This window comes from Streptomyces sp. NBC_01478 (genome assembly GCF_036227225.1).
Taxonomy (GTDB): Bacteria; Actinomycetota; Actinomycetes; order Streptomycetales; family Streptomycetaceae; genus Streptomyces.
In genome coordinates this window covers 11051936-11067713 of record NZ_CP109444.1, presented here as the reverse complement: position 1 = coordinate 11067713, position 15778 = coordinate 11051936, and the positions used below count along the sequence as shown (strand labels likewise).

The 15778-nt window shown below is 69.8% G+C and carries 16 protein-coding genes; 4 read left to right on the top strand and 12 right to left on the bottom strand.

Annotated elements, in window-relative coordinates; all coding sequences use genetic code 11:
- Window positions 1-61: 61 nt before the first annotated feature.
- Both OG223_RS49135 and OG223_RS49130 read right to left on the bottom strand, forming a co-directional pair.
- Window positions 62-670 (bottom strand): TetR/AcrR family transcriptional regulator, encoded by a 609-nt coding sequence (locus tag OG223_RS49135; protein ID WP_329263880.1) that lies wholly within the window; start codon window positions 668-670, stop codon window positions 62-64.
- Window positions 671-706: 36 nt separating this feature from the next.
- Window positions 707-1567, bottom strand: coding sequence for an alpha/beta fold hydrolase (locus OG223_RS49130; RefSeq protein ID WP_329263878.1), 861 nt, complete (start codon window positions 1565-1567; stop codon window positions 707-709).
- Window positions 1568-1735: 168 nt separating this feature from the next.
- Between OG223_RS49130 and OG223_RS49125 the strand changes: the two genes are divergently transcribed.
- Window positions 1736-2608 carry a VOC family protein gene (locus OG223_RS49125; protein ID WP_329263877.1) on the top strand — a complete coding sequence of 291 codons (873 nt, stop codon included), beginning with the start codon at window positions 1736-1738 and terminating at the stop codon, window positions 2606-2608.
- A 54-nt stretch (window positions 2609-2662) separates the two neighbouring features.
- Here the strand turns inward: OG223_RS49125 and OG223_RS49120 are convergent, their stop codons facing one another.
- The 4 genes from OG223_RS49120 to OG223_RS49105 are packed head-to-tail and all read right to left on the bottom strand — an operon-like array spanning window position 2663 to window position 5048.
- Window positions 2663-2854, bottom strand: coding sequence for a ferredoxin (locus OG223_RS49120; protein WP_329263875.1), 192 nt, complete (start codon window positions 2852-2854; stop codon window positions 2663-2665).
- A gap of 13 nt (window positions 2855-2867) precedes the next feature.
- A complete protein-coding gene (locus OG223_RS49115) occupies window positions 2868-3680 on the bottom strand; it encodes a mycofactocin-coupled SDR family oxidoreductase (RefSeq protein WP_329263873.1) in 813 nt (270 codons plus the stop codon).
- Window positions 3681-3696: 16 nt separating this feature from the next.
- Window positions 3697-3906 carry a hypothetical protein gene (locus OG223_RS49110; RefSeq protein ID WP_329263871.1) on the bottom strand — a complete coding sequence of 70 codons (210 nt, stop codon included), beginning with the start codon at window positions 3904-3906 and terminating at the stop codon, window positions 3697-3699.
- Complete coding sequence (locus tag OG223_RS49105) at window positions 3903-5048, bottom strand: amidohydrolase family protein (protein WP_329263869.1); 1146 nt, start codon at window positions 5046-5048, stop codon at window positions 3903-3905. Before OG223_RS49105 ends, OG223_RS49110 begins: the two co-directional genes overlap by 4 nt.
- A gap of 181 nt (window positions 5049-5229) precedes the next feature.
- On the opposite strand from OG223_RS49105, the gene OG223_RS49100 reads away from it, so the two are divergent.
- Window positions 5230-6093, top strand: a complete 864-nt coding sequence (locus OG223_RS49100) for a mycofactocin-coupled SDR family oxidoreductase (RefSeq protein ID WP_329263867.1) — start codon at window positions 5230-5232, stop codon at window positions 6091-6093.
- A 9-nt stretch (window positions 6094-6102) separates the two neighbouring features.
- Here OG223_RS49100 and OG223_RS49095 read toward each other — a convergent pair whose 3' ends face one another.
- The 5 genes from OG223_RS49095 to OG223_RS49075 all read right to left on the bottom strand — a co-directional run bounded on the left by OG223_RS49095 (window position 6103) and on the right by OG223_RS49075 (window position 11804).
- Window positions 6103-7080, bottom strand: coding sequence for an NADPH:quinone oxidoreductase family protein (locus OG223_RS49095; protein ID WP_329263865.1), 978 nt, complete (start codon window positions 7078-7080; stop codon window positions 6103-6105).
- Window positions 7077-8264 (bottom strand): acyl-CoA dehydrogenase family protein, encoded by a 1188-nt coding sequence (locus OG223_RS49090; protein ID WP_329263863.1) that lies wholly within the window; start codon window positions 8262-8264, stop codon window positions 7077-7079. The genes OG223_RS49095 and OG223_RS49090 overlap by 4 nt, the downstream gene beginning before the upstream one ends.
- Window positions 8261-9028, bottom strand: a complete 768-nt coding sequence (locus OG223_RS49085) for an SDR family NAD(P)-dependent oxidoreductase (RefSeq protein ID WP_329263861.1) — start codon at window positions 9026-9028, stop codon at window positions 8261-8263. Before OG223_RS49085 ends, OG223_RS49090 begins: the two co-directional genes overlap by 4 nt.
- 28 nt (window positions 9029-9056) lie before the next feature.
- Window positions 9057-10205: an acyl-CoA dehydrogenase family protein gene (locus OG223_RS49080; protein ID WP_329263859.1), complete on the bottom strand. Its 1149-nt coding sequence runs from the start codon at window positions 10203-10205 to the stop codon at window positions 9057-9059.
- Between the two features lie 126 nt (window positions 10206-10331).
- On the bottom strand, window positions 10332-11804 hold the full coding sequence (locus tag OG223_RS49075; protein WP_329263858.1) for a FadR/GntR family transcriptional regulator: 1473 nt from the start codon (window positions 11802-11804) through the stop codon (window positions 10332-10334).
- 192 nt (window positions 11805-11996) lie between these two features.
- Between OG223_RS49075 and OG223_RS49070 the strand changes: the two genes are divergently transcribed.
- Together OG223_RS49070 and OG223_RS49065 are read left to right on the top strand one after the other, a co-directional pair.
- Complete coding sequence (locus OG223_RS49070) at window positions 11997-13196, top strand: acyl-CoA dehydrogenase family protein (RefSeq protein WP_329263856.1); 1200 nt, start codon at window positions 11997-11999, stop codon at window positions 13194-13196.
- A 137-nt stretch (window positions 13197-13333) separates the two neighbouring features.
- Window positions 13334-14575, top strand: coding sequence for a cytochrome P450 (locus OG223_RS49065; RefSeq protein WP_329263855.1), 1242 nt, complete (start codon window positions 13334-13336; stop codon window positions 14573-14575).
- 34 nt (window positions 14576-14609) lie between these two features.
- On the opposite strand, the gene OG223_RS49060 is transcribed toward OG223_RS49065, so the two are convergent.
- Window positions 14610-15755: a thiolase family protein gene (locus tag OG223_RS49060; RefSeq protein WP_329263853.1), complete on the bottom strand. Its 1146-nt coding sequence runs from the start codon at window positions 15753-15755 to the stop codon at window positions 14610-14612.
- Window positions 15756-15778 lie beyond the last annotated feature (23 nt).

The window sequence follows — 15778 nt, the reverse complement described above, 5'->3', positions numbered from 1 at the left end:
CACATTTTCGCGGCGACCCCGGCGACCTCGACAATCCCTGCGACCGCGGCGACCACGGCGACTACGGCGTGAGGAGCAGCCGTGCGGCCAGGCGCATGTTGGTCTCCGCCTCCGCGGTGGAGAGCTCCTCGGTGAGCATGGCCACGAACAGCCCCCACCAGCCGTAGATGAGCAGGCGTGCCCTGCTGCGGTCGGTCTCGGAGGCCTCGCGGACGCCGGCGCAGAGCAGGCGCAGGATGGCCTGTCCCAGGGCGCTGTCGACGAGGTCCATGCGGGCCGGGACGATCCTCGTGTACTCGGTGAACGACGACAGTGCCACCGCCGAGGCGAGCAGGGGGCTGTCCAGCAGCTTCACGCTGAGCGTGATGAGCAGCTCCGCGATCTCGGCGGCGGCGTCCGTGCCCTCCTCGGCGACGGTCGTCTGACCGCCGAGGAACTGCTCGATGTGCCACTCCAGGACCGCCATGAACAGGTACGGCTTGGACGGGAAGTAGCGGTACAGGGTGGCGATGGCGACGCCGGCCTCCTTGGCCACGTCGTGCATCTGCACGCTGGCGAGCCCCTCGCGGGCGCCGAGTTCGGAGGCGGCGCGGAGGATGCGGACCCGGCGCGCGGCCTGGCCGCTCGACATCGGGGCCGCCGGTTGCCGTCCCTCAGCGGGTCTCGCCACGTCGCCCCCCATGTCGTCCGGTCCTCCCGCCGACGCTCAGGTCGCCTCGGGGCGGGTCAGGAAGGCCAGGACCACGCTCTCCCAGGCCTCCTTCTGCTCGATCATGGCCCAGTGGCCGCAGTCGGGCAGCACATGCAGTTCCGCTTGGGGAATCGTACGCATCGGGATGAGCGCGCTCTCGAGCGGTGTGACCCGGTCGTCGCGGCCCCAAGTCAGCAGCGTGGGCGCGGTGATCTTGTGGAGGGCGGCCCAGATGGGCTGGTCGGAGTGGGCCTGCGCGGCCTGCATCGCGGCCATGGCCTGCCGGCCGTAGATCCGCCGGGAGGCCTCCAGGGTCGCGGGCTCGGTGGCGGTCGTCCAGCGCTCCTCGATGAGTTCCTCGGTGAGGAGGGACGCGTCGTGGACCATCGACCGCAGCCACTGGACCAGGTTCTCCCGGGTCGGGTTCTCGGCGAACTCGACCAGCAGGTTGAGGCCTTCGCTGGGGCCCGGCGAGAGGATGTTGCGGCCCACGCCGCCGATGGTGACGACCCTGCGGAACAAGTCCTTGTGGGCTACGGCGAGTCCGGCGGCGACGAAGCCGCCCATGGAGTTCCCGATGACGTCGACGCGCTCGAGGCCGAGGCCGTCGAGGAAACGCAGCACGGCCTTCGGGGCCGCCATCATCGGGTTCTCGTCGGTGGGGTCGCTGACCCCGAACCCCGGGAATTCCAGGGCGAGACAGCGGAAGTGCTTCGCGAACACGGGGAGATTTCCCCGGTAGTTGCGCCAGCCGGTCACACCCGGACCGGAGCCGTGCAGCAGAAGCAGGGGCGGCCCGTCGCCCACTTCGTGGTAGCGCAACGTGCCCTCGTCGGTGTGCAGTTCGCGCAGGGTGTCCTCAGCGGTGAGTGTCATGGCGGTGCGTGGCCTCCGGTCGCGGGGTGACAGGCGACAGTCACCGTGCCACCGCGTCCCGACCGGGTGTCGCACTCTTCCCGATCAGTGGGACCGGGACGTCCCCTTGTCCGCCGGGCTGATTAGCGTCGGGCTGCCAGGACTTGACGACGTTGATGGGAGAGCCTGATGGGTGTGCGCTCACTCGGGTATGTACGGCTGGAGTCCAGCGACATCGAGAAATGGAAGGTGTTCGGGGCGGATTTCCTCGGCCTGATGCCAGTTGAGGGCGGCGACCCGGAATCCCTGTACTACCGGATGGACGACTATCCGGCCCGTATCGTCGTCTCCCCCGGGTCGCAGAGCGGGATGACCGCCCTGGGCTTCGAGGTCATCGACGAGCGGGAGTTGGCCCGGTTGGTCGCCGACGTCGAGAAGACCGGCATCAAGGTGACCGCCGGCACCGAGGACGAGGCCGCGGAACGCAGGGTCACCGGCTTCGTCAAGTTCAACGACCCGGGCGGCAACCCGGTCGAGCTGTTCTACGGCGCGATCCTCGACCACGTACCGGTGCACACGCCGCTGGTCTCGGGCTTCCTGACCGGCGACATGGGCTTCGGGCACGCGATCGTCTCCGCCGAGGACGCGCGGGGCACGTTCGACTTCTACGTCAACGTCCTCGGCTTCATCGAGCGCAACACGATGCGCTCACCGGGCGGCACGACGTGGTTCATGGGCTGCAACCCCCGCCACCACACCCTGGGCGTCACCCCGGCGCCGGGCCCAGGGCGGCTGCTGCACTTCATGGTCGAGGGGAACACGCTGGACGACGTCGGCCGCGCCCTGGACCGGGCCGGCAAGCTCGAAGTCCCGATGATGCACTCACTCGGCAAGCACACCAACGACCACATGGTGTCCTTCTACGTCTGGTCGCCGGAGAACTACGCCGTCGAGTTCGGCTGGAACGGCCTGAAGGTGCCGGAGCCGGTGCCCGTCTACGAGATCACCGACGGCGCGTTCTGGGGCCACCACTTCACCCCGCCGCCGCAGCCCGCCGGCTGAGCCGAGCAGGCAGCGGAACAGCCCCACGGTCCACGACCGTGGGGCTGTTCCGTGTCAGCGCTCGACGGTGATGGCCCGCTCAGGGCAGGCCGACTCCCCGTCCCTGGCCGCCTGTTCGAGTTCCGGTGGCACCTCGCCCTCGTAGGGCAGCGCGTAGCCGTCGTCGTCGAGCCGGAACACCTCCGGCGCCGCCGCCGCACACCTCGCGTGCCCGGAGCACAGCGAGGAGTCGATCGTGATCTTCATCCACAACTCCGTTCTACGGCTTGTTCGTCGAGCCCGCGTCGACGGTGAACTGGAGGCCGGTGACATAGCGCGCCTCGTCCGACGCGAGGAACAGGACGGCGTTCGACACATCGCGCGGCTCGACGTAGGGAGCGAGGGGGTTCATCGCGGCGAGCGCGAACAGTGGTTCCCGCTCGGCGAGTTCCTCGATCGGGACGCCGACGGTGATGCCGGTGTCGCTGACGCCGGTGGGGTGCACGGTGTTCACCCGGATGCGGTGCGGGGCGAGTTCGTTGGACAGCGCCTTCATCAGGCCGACCACTCCGTGCTTGCTCGCCACGTAGTGGGCGTACGGCACATGACCGCGGATGCCGGCGGCCGAGCTGGTGATGATGACGGAGCCGCCCTGTCCGGCCTCGATCATCCAGGGGATCGCGGCCCGCACGGCGTTCCAGGGGCCCTTGAGGTTGACGTCCATGACGACGTCCCAGGCCTCCTCGGAGAGTTCCCAGGCCGCGCCGATGCTCATCACCCCCGCGTTGGCCACGAGCGTGTCGAGCCGCCCGAACTCCTCCCGCGCCGCGTCGACGGCGACCCGCATCTCCCCCACCGAGCGCACATCGGCCTGCACGGCGACACATCGACGGCCGGTCGCCCGCACCAACTCGGCGGTCTCTTCTAGCTGTTCCTTGGACGCCAGAGGGTAGGGCAGCTCGTCGCTGATGTCGTGGCACACGTCGGTGACGACCACATCGGCCCCCTCCTCCGCCAGCCGCACCGCATGCGAGCGCCCCTGACCGCGGGCCGCTCCCGTGACGAGCGCCACCTTGCCTTCCACACGTCCCATGCCAACTCCCTTTGGCTCAGCGGACATTCAGGTCCTCGGCAGCCTCGCGCAGGGCGCGCAGCCGGGTGTCGAGGAGCTCGCGCTCAGCCTGGTCGTCCGCGCCGAGTTCGGCGAGACGTCGGTCGGTCAAAGCGATCTCCTCCTGGAGGCGGCCGTACGCCTCGTCGCGGGTCAGCAGGTCGAGGTCGGTCCAGTCGGAGCGCTCGGACTGCGGGCGCCCGCTCATGCGGGGAGGTTGTAGAGACGGCGGGTGTTCAGCTCCACGATCTTGTGCACCTCGTCGTCCGGTACGTCGGCGAGGACCTCGGCCGCGTAGGCGCGGCTCTTGGGCCAGTACGAGTCCGAGTGCGGGTAGTCGCACTCCCAGGTGATCTTGTCGACGCCGATGTGGTGGCGTACCTCCACACCGAACCGGTCGTCGATGAAGCAGCCGTGGAAGTGCTTGTGGAACAGCTCCGAGGGCCGCACGGTCTGGTTGACGTTCTGGTAGAAGCGGTGCCGCTCCCAGGTGCCGTCGGCGCGCTCCAGCAGATACGGGATCCAGCCGATCCCGCCCTCGGACAGGCCGATCTTCAGCCGCGGGTGGTTGTGGAGCACCGGGGAGAACAGCAGGTCGGCAGCCGCGTACATCGAGTTGGTGGCGAACAGGGTGATCGTCACCGCGAAGGGCGCCTCCGGAGCCGTCTTGGGGGCCGCGCCCGAGGTGCCGAAGTGCAGGCACAGCGGCATGTCGGTCTCCACGGCCGCCGTGAACACCGGGTCCCAGTGGTCGGTGTGGAACGACGGCAGGCCCAGCGGGACCGGGTTCTCCGGGAACGAGATCGCCTTGGCGCCCTTGGCCGCCGTACGCCTGATCTCGGCGGCGCAGGCGTCGACGTCCCACAGCGGCAGGATGACCAGCGGGATGAGCCGGCCGGGGGCGGTGGCGCACCACTCGTCGAGCACGAAGTCGTTCCACGCCTGGACGCACAGCAGGGCGAGTCGGCGGTCCTCGCCGTCCAGGAAGATCGTGCCGGCGAAGCGCGGGAACGACGGGAAGCACAGCGCGCCCCACACGCCGTCCAGGTCCATGTCGCGCAGCCGGGCCTTCGGGTCGTAACAGCCCGGGATCATCTCGTCGTAGCGGGTGGGTTCGAGGCCGAACTCCTCGGGCGACTTGCCCGCGACGGCGTTCAGGCCGATGTAGGGGTAGATGCGGCCCTCGTAGTTCCACACCTCGGCCGGGGCCTGGCCCTCTCCGCGCGCCTGTTCCACGATCCGCGGTCCGACGTCGCGGTACTTCGCCGGCAGGCGGTCCGTCCACAGGCGCGGCGGCTCGATCAGGTGGTCGTCGGTCGACAGCAACTTCATCCACGGCTGCAATGGCATCGATGTGCTCCCTCGAATCTCATGGACTCTCTAGCACCGGCCGAATTGTGTGCACTGTTCAGGTCCCACTGAACGGAAACCGGCCAGCGGTCAGGGGACTTGATACCGATCATGGATCACGAACAGCACCATCGAACAGTATTCAGGCTACTCTTTTATCTCCGGCGGAAGGAGCCCCAGGATGGGCCGAGTACAGGACAAGGTCGTGTTCATCACCGGGGCGGCGCGTGGACAGGGCCGCGCCCACGCGCTCCGGCTGGCCGCGGAGGGCGCCGACATCATCGCCGTCGACCTGTGCGAGGACATCGCCACCAACGCGTATGCGCTGGCCACTCAGGACGACCTGGACGAGACCGTGCGCCAGGTCGAGAAGCTCGGCCGGCGCATCGTGGCGCGCAAGGCGGACGTACGGGATCCGGCTGCTCTCAAGGCGGCCGTGGCCGACGGGGTGGCCGAACTCGGGCGGCTCGACGCCGTGGTGGCGCAGGCCGGTATCGCCCCGCTGGGTCCCCAGCAGGGCGTCCAGGCGTTCATCGACGCCGTCACCGTCGACTTCAACGGCGTCGTGCACGCCGTCGAGGCCGCCCTGCCCCATCTGCCGGACGGCGCCTCGATCGTGGCGACCGGTTCCATCGCGGCTCTGACCCCGGCGACCGTCGACAGCCCGTCCAACGGTCCCGGCGGTCTCGGTTACTCCTTCGCCAAGCGCCAAGTGGCCGCGTTCGTGCACGACTTGGCCACAGTGCTGCTGTCGCGGAGGATCCGGGTCAACGGCCTGCACCCCACCAACGTCAACACGGACATGCTCAACAGCGACATCATGTATCGCTCGTTCCGGCCGGACCTCGAGAACCCGACCCGCGAGGACGCCCTGGTGTCGTTCCCCGCGACGACCGGTATGGACATCCCGTACGTCGAGCCGGAGGACGTCGCCGACATGGTGCTCTTCCTGGTCTCCGACGAGTCCCGCTACGTCACGGGGATGCAGATGCGGGTGGACGCCGGCGGCTATGTCCGCAAGCGTCCTCAACTCCCCACGTTCTGACGGCCATTGCTACGAGGTGAGGTCCAGGACCACCTTGCCGGTGGTCCTGCGCTCGGCGACATCGGTCAGGGCAGTCGCCACCTCGGCGAGGGCATGGACCCGGGAGACGAGCGGGCGCATCCCGTCCCGGACCATCCCGGCGAGGGCGCGGTCGGCGGCCGCCACGGCATCCGGGGCGTACTGCCGCACCGTACGGATCTCGAAGCCCCGCACGACCAGGTCCTTGAGCAGCACCAGGTTCAAGGGGATGCGCGGGATCTTCCCGTCGGCGTACCCGACCGTGACGAACCGGCCGCCCCGGCGCAGCGCGCGCAGGGCGGCCTCCGCGTGGTCGCCGCCCACCGGGTCGATCACGAGGTGGACGCCCTCGCCGCCGGTCAACTCCCTTGTGCGGAGCTTGAGATCCTCGTGGACGTAGTCGACACCGGCCTCGGCTCCGAGCTTGCGGGCGACCGTCAGCCGCTCCTGGCTCGACGCGGCGGCGACCACCCGCATACCGAGCCGCGTCGCGATGTCGACCGCGGCGGAGCCCACCCCGCCGGCCGCGCCGAGCACCGCCACCCACTCCCCCGCACTACCCTGTCCCACGGTGACGAGCGAGTGGTAGGCCGTGGCGTACGTGACGTGGAACGCGGCGGCGTGCACCATGTCGAGCCCCTCGGGCACCTGGCGCAGGCTCGCGACGGGCACCACGACCTGTTCGGCGAACGCGCCGGTGAGCACCGCCCCGGCGACGGGTGAGCCGACCGGCGGGCCGGACACGCCCGGGCCCAACTCGGCGACCACACCGGCGAATTCACTGCCCGGCGTGAAGGGCAGCGGCGCGGACACCTGGTAGCGGTCCGCCACGATCAGTACGTCCGGGAAGTTCACCGCCGCCGCGTGTACGCGGACCAGTACCTCGCCCGGTCCGGGCCGGAGGTCGTCGAGCTCGACGACCGAGAGACCACCGGGCGGCCCGAACTCCGTGCAGCGTGCGGCCTTCATCGGGTCCTCTCCACGGTCGGCATCGCCGGGTCACGGGGCAGGCCGAGCACCTGCTCGGCGATCGTGTTGCGCTGGATCTCGGCGGTGCCCGCGCCGATCGACGAGGCCCGGGTGCGCAGGAACCCCCATACCCAGCGCCCGCGTTGGACGGCGTGCGGGTCGCGGCGGTCGAGGATGCCGTACGGTCCGAGCAGGTCGAGCGCGAACTCGTGCAGCTCCTGCTCGAAGGCCACGATGAACAGCCTCGCCGTCGAAGAGGCGGGCCCGGGCTCGCCCTTGGCGATGATGTCGGCGATGGTGCGCATGCCGGTGAGCCTCATGACGCGTACGCGGATCTCGAAGTCGGCGAGGCGGTCACGGACGATCGGGTCGGCCGTGGCCCCGCGCTCGTGGGCGAGCTCGATCAACTCGTCCAACACCCGCCGGTACAGGGCTGCTTGGTTCATCGCCCCTGCTGCCCGCTCGTGCCCGAGGCTCGTCCGCACCAGCGGCCAGCCGCCGTTCTCCTCACCGATCCGGTCGGCGACCGGGACGCGGACGTCGTCGAAGAAGATCTCGCAGAAGTGCGCGTCGCCGGTCAGGTCGCGCAGCGGTCGTACGGTGACTCCGGGGGCGTGTGCGTCGATCAGGAGGTAACTGATGCCGTCCTGGCGGGAGTCGGGCGGTCCGGTGCGGACGAGGGTGAAGACGATGTCGGCGATGTCGGCCGAACTGTTCCACACCTTCTGCCCGTTGACGACGTACTCCGCGCCCTCGCGCCGTGCCGTCGTACGCAGCGCGGGGAGGTCGGAGCCCGCTTCCGGTTCGGAGTAGCCCTGGGCCCACACCATGTCGCCGCGCAGCATGGGGCGCAGGTGGCGCTCCTTCTGCTCGGGCGTGCCGTATTTGATGAGGGTGGGGGCGGCGATGCCCAGTCCGGTGCCCAGGGGTCCGGGAACGCGGGCGCGCGCGTACTCCTCCTGGTAGCTGACCTGGCGTGCGAAGGAGAGGTCCATGCCGCCGTACGCGCGCGGCCAACTCGGGCCTGCGTAACCGGCGTCGTAGAGCGCGGCGAGCCACTTCTTCTGCCAGGCGACCCGCTCGACGGGGTCCTTGGGCCGGCGCCCCGGGTGCTGCTCCGTCAGGAAGGCCCGCAGGCGGGCGCGGAACTGCTGGTCGGTCTCGTCGGTCTCGTCCTCTGTCATCGCGGGGCCATGCGGATGGCGCCGTCGAGGCGGACGGTCTGGCCGTTGAGATACGGGTTCTCCAGCATCTCCACGGCGAGGCGGGCGAAGTCGTCCGGGTCGCCGAGTCGCTTGGGATGCGGGACGGAGGCGGCGAGGCCGTCGCGGATGTCGGCGCGCAGACGGCCGAGCATCGGGGTGTCCATGATGCCGGGGGCGATGGTGTTCACGCGGATCTGCCAACTGGCCAGATCGCGGGCGGCGACGAGGGTGATGCCGTGGACTCCGGCCTTGGCCGCGGTGTAGGAGGTCTGCCCGATCTGGCCGTCGAACGCGGCGACCGACGCGGTGAGCACCACGGCGCCCCGGTCGCCGTCGACGACCTCGTTGCCGGCGAGGCGGACGGCGGCGAGACGCAGGACGTTGTAGGTGCCGATCAGGTTGACGCGTACGACCTCGGCGAAGGTGTCGAGTTCGCCGGGGTTGCGGTCGCGGTCGATGATCCGGGTGCGGTCGCCGCCGCGTCCGGCGCAGTGCACGACGGCGCGCAGGGTGCCGAATTGCTCCGCCGCGTCGAGGGCGGCGCTCACCTCGGTCGCGTCGGTGACGTCGGTACGGACGAAGCGTGCGGCCTCGCCGAGGTCGGCCACCGCCTTGACGCCCTGCTCCTCGGAGATGTCGGCGAGGACGACACGTCCGCCGCGTTCGATGACGCGCCGCGCGGTGGCGAGGCCGAGCCCGGAGGCGCCGCCGGTGACGAGTGCCGCTGAACCGTCGATGTTCACACCCAACTCCTCATGGTCTGCACGGTCTTCAAAGGCCCAGGGACTTGCTGATGATGAGCTTCATGACCTCGCTGGTACCGCCGTAGATACGGGTCACGCGGGCGTCCGCGTACAGGCGGGCGATCGGGGATTCGAGGATGTAGCCGTAGCCGCCGTGCAGTTGGAGACAGCGGTCGACCACGCGCCCCTGTGTCTCGGTGCAGAACAGCTTGGTCCGGGCCGCGTCCACGGGGTCCAGTTCGCCCGCGACGAGCGCACTGATCGCCGCGTCGAGCAGAGCTTGCGCGGCCGTCAACTCGGCGTCCAGGGCGGCGAGTTCGAACTTCGTGTTCTGGAACTGGGCCAGTGGCTTTCCGAACACGTTCCGGTCGCGGACGTAGGCGACGGTCAGGTCGATGGCGGTACGGGCCTGGGCGACCGCGCCGACCGCGATGGCCAGGCGCTCCTGGGCGAGGTTGCGGCCGAGGAGAGTGAAGGCGGCGCCTTCCTCGCCGAGGAGGTTGGCGGCGGGCACGCGCACGTCGTCGAAGGCGAGTTCCACGGTGTCCTGGACGGCCAGCCCGATCTTCTCCAGCTTGCGCCCGACGGTGAAGCCGGGCATGCCCTTCTCGACCACGAGCAGGGACAGTCCGGACCGCCTGTTCTCCGGGTCGACAGCGGTGCGGGCGACCACGATGACGAGGTCGGCGTGGTGGCCGCCGGTGATGAAGGTCTTGGCCCCGTTGAGTACGAAGTGGTCGCCGTCGCGGACCGCGCGGGTGGTGATGCCGGCGAGGTCGGAGCCGGTGGCGGGCTCGCTCATCGCGATCGCGGTATACAGCTCGCCTGAGGCCAACCCCGGGAGCCAGCGCGCCCGTTGCTCGGCATTGGCCAGGCCGGTGAAGTACGGGACGACGATGTCGAGATGGGTGCGCAGACCGCCGAGCGTGACACAGGCGCGGGCGCACTCCTCCTGGATCACCGCGTTGTAGCGGTAGTCGTCCTGGCCGCCCCCGCCGTACTCCTCCGGGATCGACGTGCCGATGATGCCGAGCTTGCCCAGTGCGGTGAACAGGTCGCGGGGGACGAGTCCGGCGCGCCGCCAGTCCTCGTACGACGGGACCACCTCGCGGGCGAGGAAGTCACGGACCAGCAGACGAAAGTCCTCATGGGTCTCTTCGAACAGGGTCCGGCGCATCGGATCTCCTTCGGCTCGACCTATTCAGTATACCTAATTAGCCTCGCCCGACACAGCCCGGTGCAGCAGAACGCCCCCGTGAACCCGAAGGCCACACAGGGGCGTTGCCGGTCGAGCGTCAGGAAATCAGTGCCACCAAGGGATCAGCGCGTCCAGGTGGCGGCGCATCCGGTGCCGGGCCACCCCCGCGTCACCCTCGACGATGGCGTCGAGAATCCGCTGGTGGACGTGCTGGACCTCGTCCGCCGCCGTGTCGCCGGGCAGCGGCCGGTCATGGCCGGAGGCGTGGCGGCGGAACAGCTCGGTAATGATGGACAGGAACAGCGACAGCACCGGGTTGTCGGAGAGTGCGGCCAGTTCGGTGTGGAAGAGGTCGGCCTTGCGCGGGTCGTCGGCGGGACCCTCCGTGCTCCAGCGCACGGCCTTGCCCAACCGTTCGGTCACCTCTTTGTCGCCCTCCGCGACTCTCGCGGTGACCCGGGCGACGATGCCGAGTTCGATGGCGTTGCGCACGATCCGCAGGTCGTCGGCCGTGACGCCCTGGTACTCCAGGAACAGCGCCATGGTGTCGATGCTGGCCTGCGGCTCGGGCTCGGTGACGATCAGGCCACCACCGGGGCCGCGGCGCATCCGGGCCACCGAGTGGTACTCCAACAGCCGTACGGCTTCCCGGAGTACGGCCCGGCTGATCGAGTAGCGGGCCAGCAGGTCGGCCTCCGAGCCGAGCACCATGCCGGTCTGCCAGCCGCGCGCGGCGATGTCGTCGTGGATGCGCGCCGCGACCACCTCGGCGAGCTTGGCCCGCGGGCCCTCGACCAGTTCGGGCTCGACGACGTTGCCCGCGATCCGCTGCCCGCGCCGCACCCGGTGCTTCTCGATCCAGCCTGCCACCGACTCCAGATGCGCGGTCAGCTCCGTCTGCGCGCGGGCTCCGTCGTCCGCGATCACCGCGTCGACGACGGCTTTGTGCGCGCGGTGCGAGGTGTCCTTCGCCGCGTGCATCTCGGCCTTGGAGATACGGCGGGAGGTGTGCGCGTAGCGGGCGGTGAGCCGGGTGAGCACGTCGACGAACAGGTGCAGCACCGGGTTGCCGGACAACTGGCCGAGCACGGGGTGCAGGGGGTCCTGGGAGTGGACGCCTGGTTCGTCCCAGTGGTCGAGTTCGGCATCGAGCGTGGTCCGGAGGGTGTCGATGCCCTCCTCGGTGATGCGCTCGGCGGCCAGTCCCGCGGCGATCGGCTCCAGCAGGAGGCGGGCCTGGAGCAGGTCGGTGACGCTCGTGCCGACGTATTCGAGGTAGATCACCATGGCGCGGGTGGCCGGTCCCGCGTCGGGTGCGCAGACGATCAGGCCACCGTTCGGGCCGCGCCGCATCCTGGCCACCTGGTGGTGCTCGACGAGCCGTACCGCCTCGCGCAGCACCGCGCGGCTCACCCCGAGCCGCTCCCGCAGGTCCACCTCCGAGCCCAACGACTCGCCCACCGGCCAGCCCTGGCGGATCACGGTCGCCTCGATACGGCGGGCGGTCTGCGCGGCCAGCTTGCCGACCGGGACACCGGTCTCGCCGTCGGCGGGCTCGCGGTCGACGGCAGTCGCCATGGCCAACTCCTCTGAGGCGGATATTGCGGATCCCCAGTCTATTCGTCACCTGGGCCGGAGGCGTGCCGTTCGGGTACCTGGAACCAAGTTGAGGCCACTTTTTAGGGTCACAGGCACTGGCAACCGGGTGATCGGCCCGGTTACAGTGACCTCATTTCCGGGCCGCGGCACGAGAACAGGGAGCCGACAGCGATGCGACTGGAGTCCACGCCCGAGCTCGAAGCGTTCCGGAGGAAGGTGCGCGCGTTCGTCGCGGAGCACGCCCCGGGCATCAAGAACCGTGCGGGGGTGCGCGCACCGGAACCGGAGTTGATGCCGGCGATCCGGGAGTGGACCGCCAAGCTGTACCAGGCGGGCTTCCTCGGGATCGACTGGCCGGCCGAGTACGGCGGCCGTCCCGACGCGCATCCGCTGGAACCGTCCGTCGTGGCCGAGGAGATCGCCCGCGCCCGTACCTGGCAGCCGATCGGCGCCGCCTCGCTGGCCTCCGCCGCACTGCTGGAGTTCGGCACCGACGACCAGCGGGCGCGCTTCCTGCCCCGTATCCGCTCCTGCGAGGACGTGTGGTGCCAGCTCTTCAGCGAGCCCGAGGCGGGCAGCGACCTGGCGGCGCTGCGCACGCGGGCGGTTCGCGAGGGCGACGGCGACGACGCGGTGTTCGTCGTGGACGGCCAGAAGGTGTGGACGACCAACGGCCAGCACGCCGACATGGGTTACCTGCTCGCGCGCACCGACCGCGAGGCCCCGAAGCACAGGGGCATCACGGCGTTCGCCCTCGATCTGCGCAGCCCGGGCGTCGACATCCGTCCGTTGCGGGAGATCACCGGGACCACCGACTTCAACGAGGTGTTCCTCGACGGTGTCCGCATCCCGGCCGCGAACGTGATCGGCCGGGTGGACGACGGCTGGCGGGTGGCGATGAGCAGCCTCGGCCACGAGCGTTCCGGCGTGGCCGCGCGCGGTGTCGAACTGGTCGCCGTACTGGACGACTTGCTGCGTCTCGCCGCGCGTACGACGGTCGACGGCGGGCCCGCGCTCGACGATTCCGCGACCCGGCAGGCGATCGGCGAGTTGGCCGCACGGGTGCAGGTGAACGCCGCGGTGATCGCTCTCGCGCAGTCACGGATGCTGCACGACACGGAACGGCCCGCCGACGCCCTCCTCGGCAAAATCTTCTTCAGCGAGCTGAACCACGACCTGGTCGACTTCGGCCTGGGCCTGCAGGGCACGGACGGACTGCTGGTCGAGGGCGACGAGGACGCCGTGGCGGACGGCTGGTGGCAGGACGCGCATCTGTACTCGCGCGCGTACACGATCGCGGGCGGGGCGAACGAGGTGCTGCGGACACAGGTCGCCGAGCGGGGGCTCGGGATGCCGCGGGAGCCTCGCTGAGCTGCACTGTTCTCAAATAGACCGTCCGGTCGATATGCATATTGCGAACAGCGGGACAGGTGGCCGAAAGATTGATTGTACCGATCGGTCGACGTATCGTTCGGTGAGGTATGGGCCGACGAGAGGACACCAGAACGATGACCGAGAACGTGGCCGGAACCGACGTCGCCGAAGAGCTGCCGGAGTACCCGTCGCCGCGGTCGGGCGAGTGCCCGTTCGCGCCGCCGCCGGGGCTGCTCAAGCTGCACGACACGGGGAAGGCCCTCGTCCGGGCCAAGACCTGGGACGGCACCACCCCCTGGGTCGTCACGACCCACGCCGCCCAGCGCGAACTGCTGACGGACCCGCGACTGAGCGCCAACATCGCCGCGCCCGGATACCCGCACACAACCGAGGCGATGAAGGCACACGCGGCCGACGTACGGCTGTCCATCAACAACACCGACGGTGCCGAACACGCCCGGTGGCGCCGGATGTTGACGAGTTCGTTCACCCGTCACCGGATGGAGAAGATCCGCCCGGAGATCCAGCGGATCACCGACGACCTGATCGACAAGATGCTGGCCGGTCCCCAGCCGGTCGACCTGAACCAGGTTCTGTCCCTGCCTCTGCCGTCACTGATGATCTGCGCGCTGCTCGGGGTGCCGTACGACGACCACGAGTTCTTCCAGGAGCACGCGGGAGTCACCAACGCGCGGTTCAAGACCCCGGAGAGGGCGGCGGAGAGCACGGCCACACTGGTCGGCTACATCGCCAAGCTCATCGAGGGCAAGATGGACGATCCCGGAGAGGACGTCCTCTCCGACCTCGCCGCGCGCGTCAAGGCGGGCGACCTCTCCATGAAGGAAGCCGCCCCCTTGGGGCATATCCTGCTCGTCGCCGGGCACGACACCAGCGCCAACATGATCACGCTGGGCACCGCGCTGCTGCTGGAGAACCCGGACCAACTCGCGGGCCTGCGTGCGCACTCGGACGATCCGAAGTATGTGACGAGCACGGTCGAGGAGCTGCTGCGCTACCTCACCATCCCGCATCTGCTGGCGCGCCGGGCCGTGCTGGAGGACATCGAGATCGACGGTGAGGTCATCCGCGCGGGCGAGGGTGTCATCGCGTCGCTGCCGGCCGCCAACTGGGACCCGCAGGCGTTCCCCGACCCCGAGAAGGTCGACCTCACCCGCAGCGCGGCCCACCACCACGCGTTCGGCTGGGGCCCGCACCAGTGTGTGGGCCAGCAGCTCGCGCGCATCGAACTCCACGTCGTCTTCAGCACGTTGTTCCGCCGGATCCCGACGCTCCGACTCGCCGTGGACGTCTCGGAGTTGAAGTTCAAGGAGGACTCCCAGGCTTACGGCATCTACGAGTTGCCGGTCGCCTGGTGAATCTCTCGTAGGAGTGCAGGGGGCGTCCAGCAGGTCACGGGAGCAGTTCGAGGATCGTGGCGTTGGCCGTGCCGCCCCCTTCGCACATCGTCTGGAGGCCGTAGCGCAGGTTGCGCTGCCGCATCCGGGCGAGCAGCCGGGTCATCAGGATGGCGCCGGAGCCGCCGAGCGGATGGCCGACCGCGATCGCTCCGCCGAGCGGGTTGAGCCGCTCGGGGTCGGCACCGGTCTCGGCGAGCCACGCCAACGGGACCGGTGCGAACGCCTCGTTGACCTCGAAGGCTCCGATGTCCTCGATGGACAGGCCGGACCTGCGCAGCACCTTCTCGGTCGCCGGGATCGGCCCGGTCAGCATCATGATCGGGTCCGCGCCACTGACCGCGCCCGAGTGGTAGCGGGCGATCGGCTTGAGGCCCAACTCCCTTGCCCGTTCGGGAGTTGTGATGAGCAGCGCGGCGGCGCCGTCGGAGATCTGGGAGGCGTTCCCGGCGTGGATCACGCCGTCGTCCTTGAACGAGGGCCTGAGTTTGGCGAGGGTCTCGACCGAAGTGCCGCGCCGCAGGCCCTCGTCGACGGTGAACTTGGTGCCGTCGACCTCGATGGGCACGATGTGGTCGTCGAAGATGCCCGAGTCGATCGCCGCGGCGGCCTTGGCGTGCGACTCGGAGGCGAACTCGTCGAGCCGGGTGCGGCTGAGGCCCCACTGCTCGGAGATCAGCTCGGCGCCGACGCCCTGGCTGAACTGGAACCCGTTGTAGCGGGCCAGGACGGCGGGTCCGTACGGCTGGCCGGTGGTCCGGTGCGAGCCGAGCGGGACCCTGGTCATGGTCTCCACGCCGCCGGCCACCACCAGGTCGTACTGCCCGGCCATGACGGCGTGCGCGGCGGAGTCGACGGCCTGCTGGCTGGAGCCGCAGGCCCGGTTGATCGTCACCCCCGGCACATGCTCGGGCCAGCCCGCGGCGAGGGCGGCGAACCGGGCGATGTTGCTCGACTGGTCGCCGACCTGGGTCACGCAGCCCCACATCACGTCGTCCACGGTGCCGGGGTCCACGCCGGTGCGTTCCACCAGTGCGGTGAGCACATGTGCCGACAGATCGGCCGCGTGTACGGCGGCCAGGGAGCCGTTGCGCTTGCCGATGGGCGTGCGTACGGCGTCGACGATGACGGCCTCGGGCATGGAAGGTCCTCTCGGTGGCTCAA

What these genes read in the sequence shown, in the direction of transcription:
- OG223_RS49130 (WP_329263878.1), bottom strand. Translation starts at nt 1,567, where the DNA reads ATGACACTCACCGCTGAGGACACCCTGCGCGAACTGCACACCGACGAG.
- OG223_RS49125 (WP_329263877.1), top strand. Translation starts at nt 1,736, where the DNA reads ATGGGTGTGCGCTCACTCGGGTATGTACGGCTGGAGTCCAGCGACATC.
- OG223_RS49120 (WP_329263875.1), bottom strand. Translation starts at nt 2,854, where the DNA reads ATGAAGATCACGATCGACTCCTCGCTGTGCTCCGGGCACGCGAGGTGT.
- OG223_RS49115 (WP_329263873.1), bottom strand. Translation starts at nt 3,680, where the DNA reads ATGGGACGTGTGGAAGGCAAGGTGGCGCTCGTCACGGGAGCGGCCCGC.
- OG223_RS49110 (WP_329263871.1), bottom strand. Translation starts at nt 3,906, where the DNA reads ATGAGCGGGCGCCCGCAGTCCGAGCGCTCCGACTGGACCGACCTCGAC.
- OG223_RS49105 (WP_329263869.1), bottom strand. Translation starts at nt 5,048, where the DNA reads ATGCCATTGCAGCCGTGGATGAAGTTGCTGTCGACCGACGACCACCTG.
- OG223_RS49100 (WP_329263867.1), top strand. Translation starts at nt 5,230, where the DNA reads ATGGGCCGAGTACAGGACAAGGTCGTGTTCATCACCGGGGCGGCGCGT.
- OG223_RS49095 (WP_329263865.1), bottom strand. Translation starts at nt 7,080, where the DNA reads ATGAAGGCCGCACGCTGCACGGAGTTCGGGCCGCCCGGTGGTCTCTCG.
- OG223_RS49090 (WP_329263863.1), bottom strand. Translation starts at nt 8,264, where the DNA reads ATGACAGAGGACGAGACCGACGAGACCGACCAGCAGTTCCGCGCCCGC.
- OG223_RS49080 (WP_329263859.1), bottom strand. Translation starts at nt 10,205, where the DNA reads ATGCGCCGGACCCTGTTCGAAGAGACCCATGAGGACTTTCGTCTGCTG.
- OG223_RS49075 (WP_329263858.1), bottom strand. Translation starts at nt 11,804, where the DNA reads ATGGCGACTGCCGTCGACCGCGAGCCCGCCGACGGCGAGACCGGTGTC.
- OG223_RS49070 (WP_329263856.1), top strand. Translation starts at nt 11,997, where the DNA reads ATGCGACTGGAGTCCACGCCCGAGCTCGAAGCGTTCCGGAGGAAGGTG.
- OG223_RS49065 (WP_329263855.1), top strand. Translation starts at nt 13,334, where the DNA reads ATGACCGAGAACGTGGCCGGAACCGACGTCGCCGAAGAGCTGCCGGAG.
- OG223_RS49060 (WP_329263853.1), bottom strand. Translation starts at nt 15,755, where the DNA reads ATGCCCGAGGCCGTCATCGTCGACGCCGTACGCACGCCCATCGGCAAG.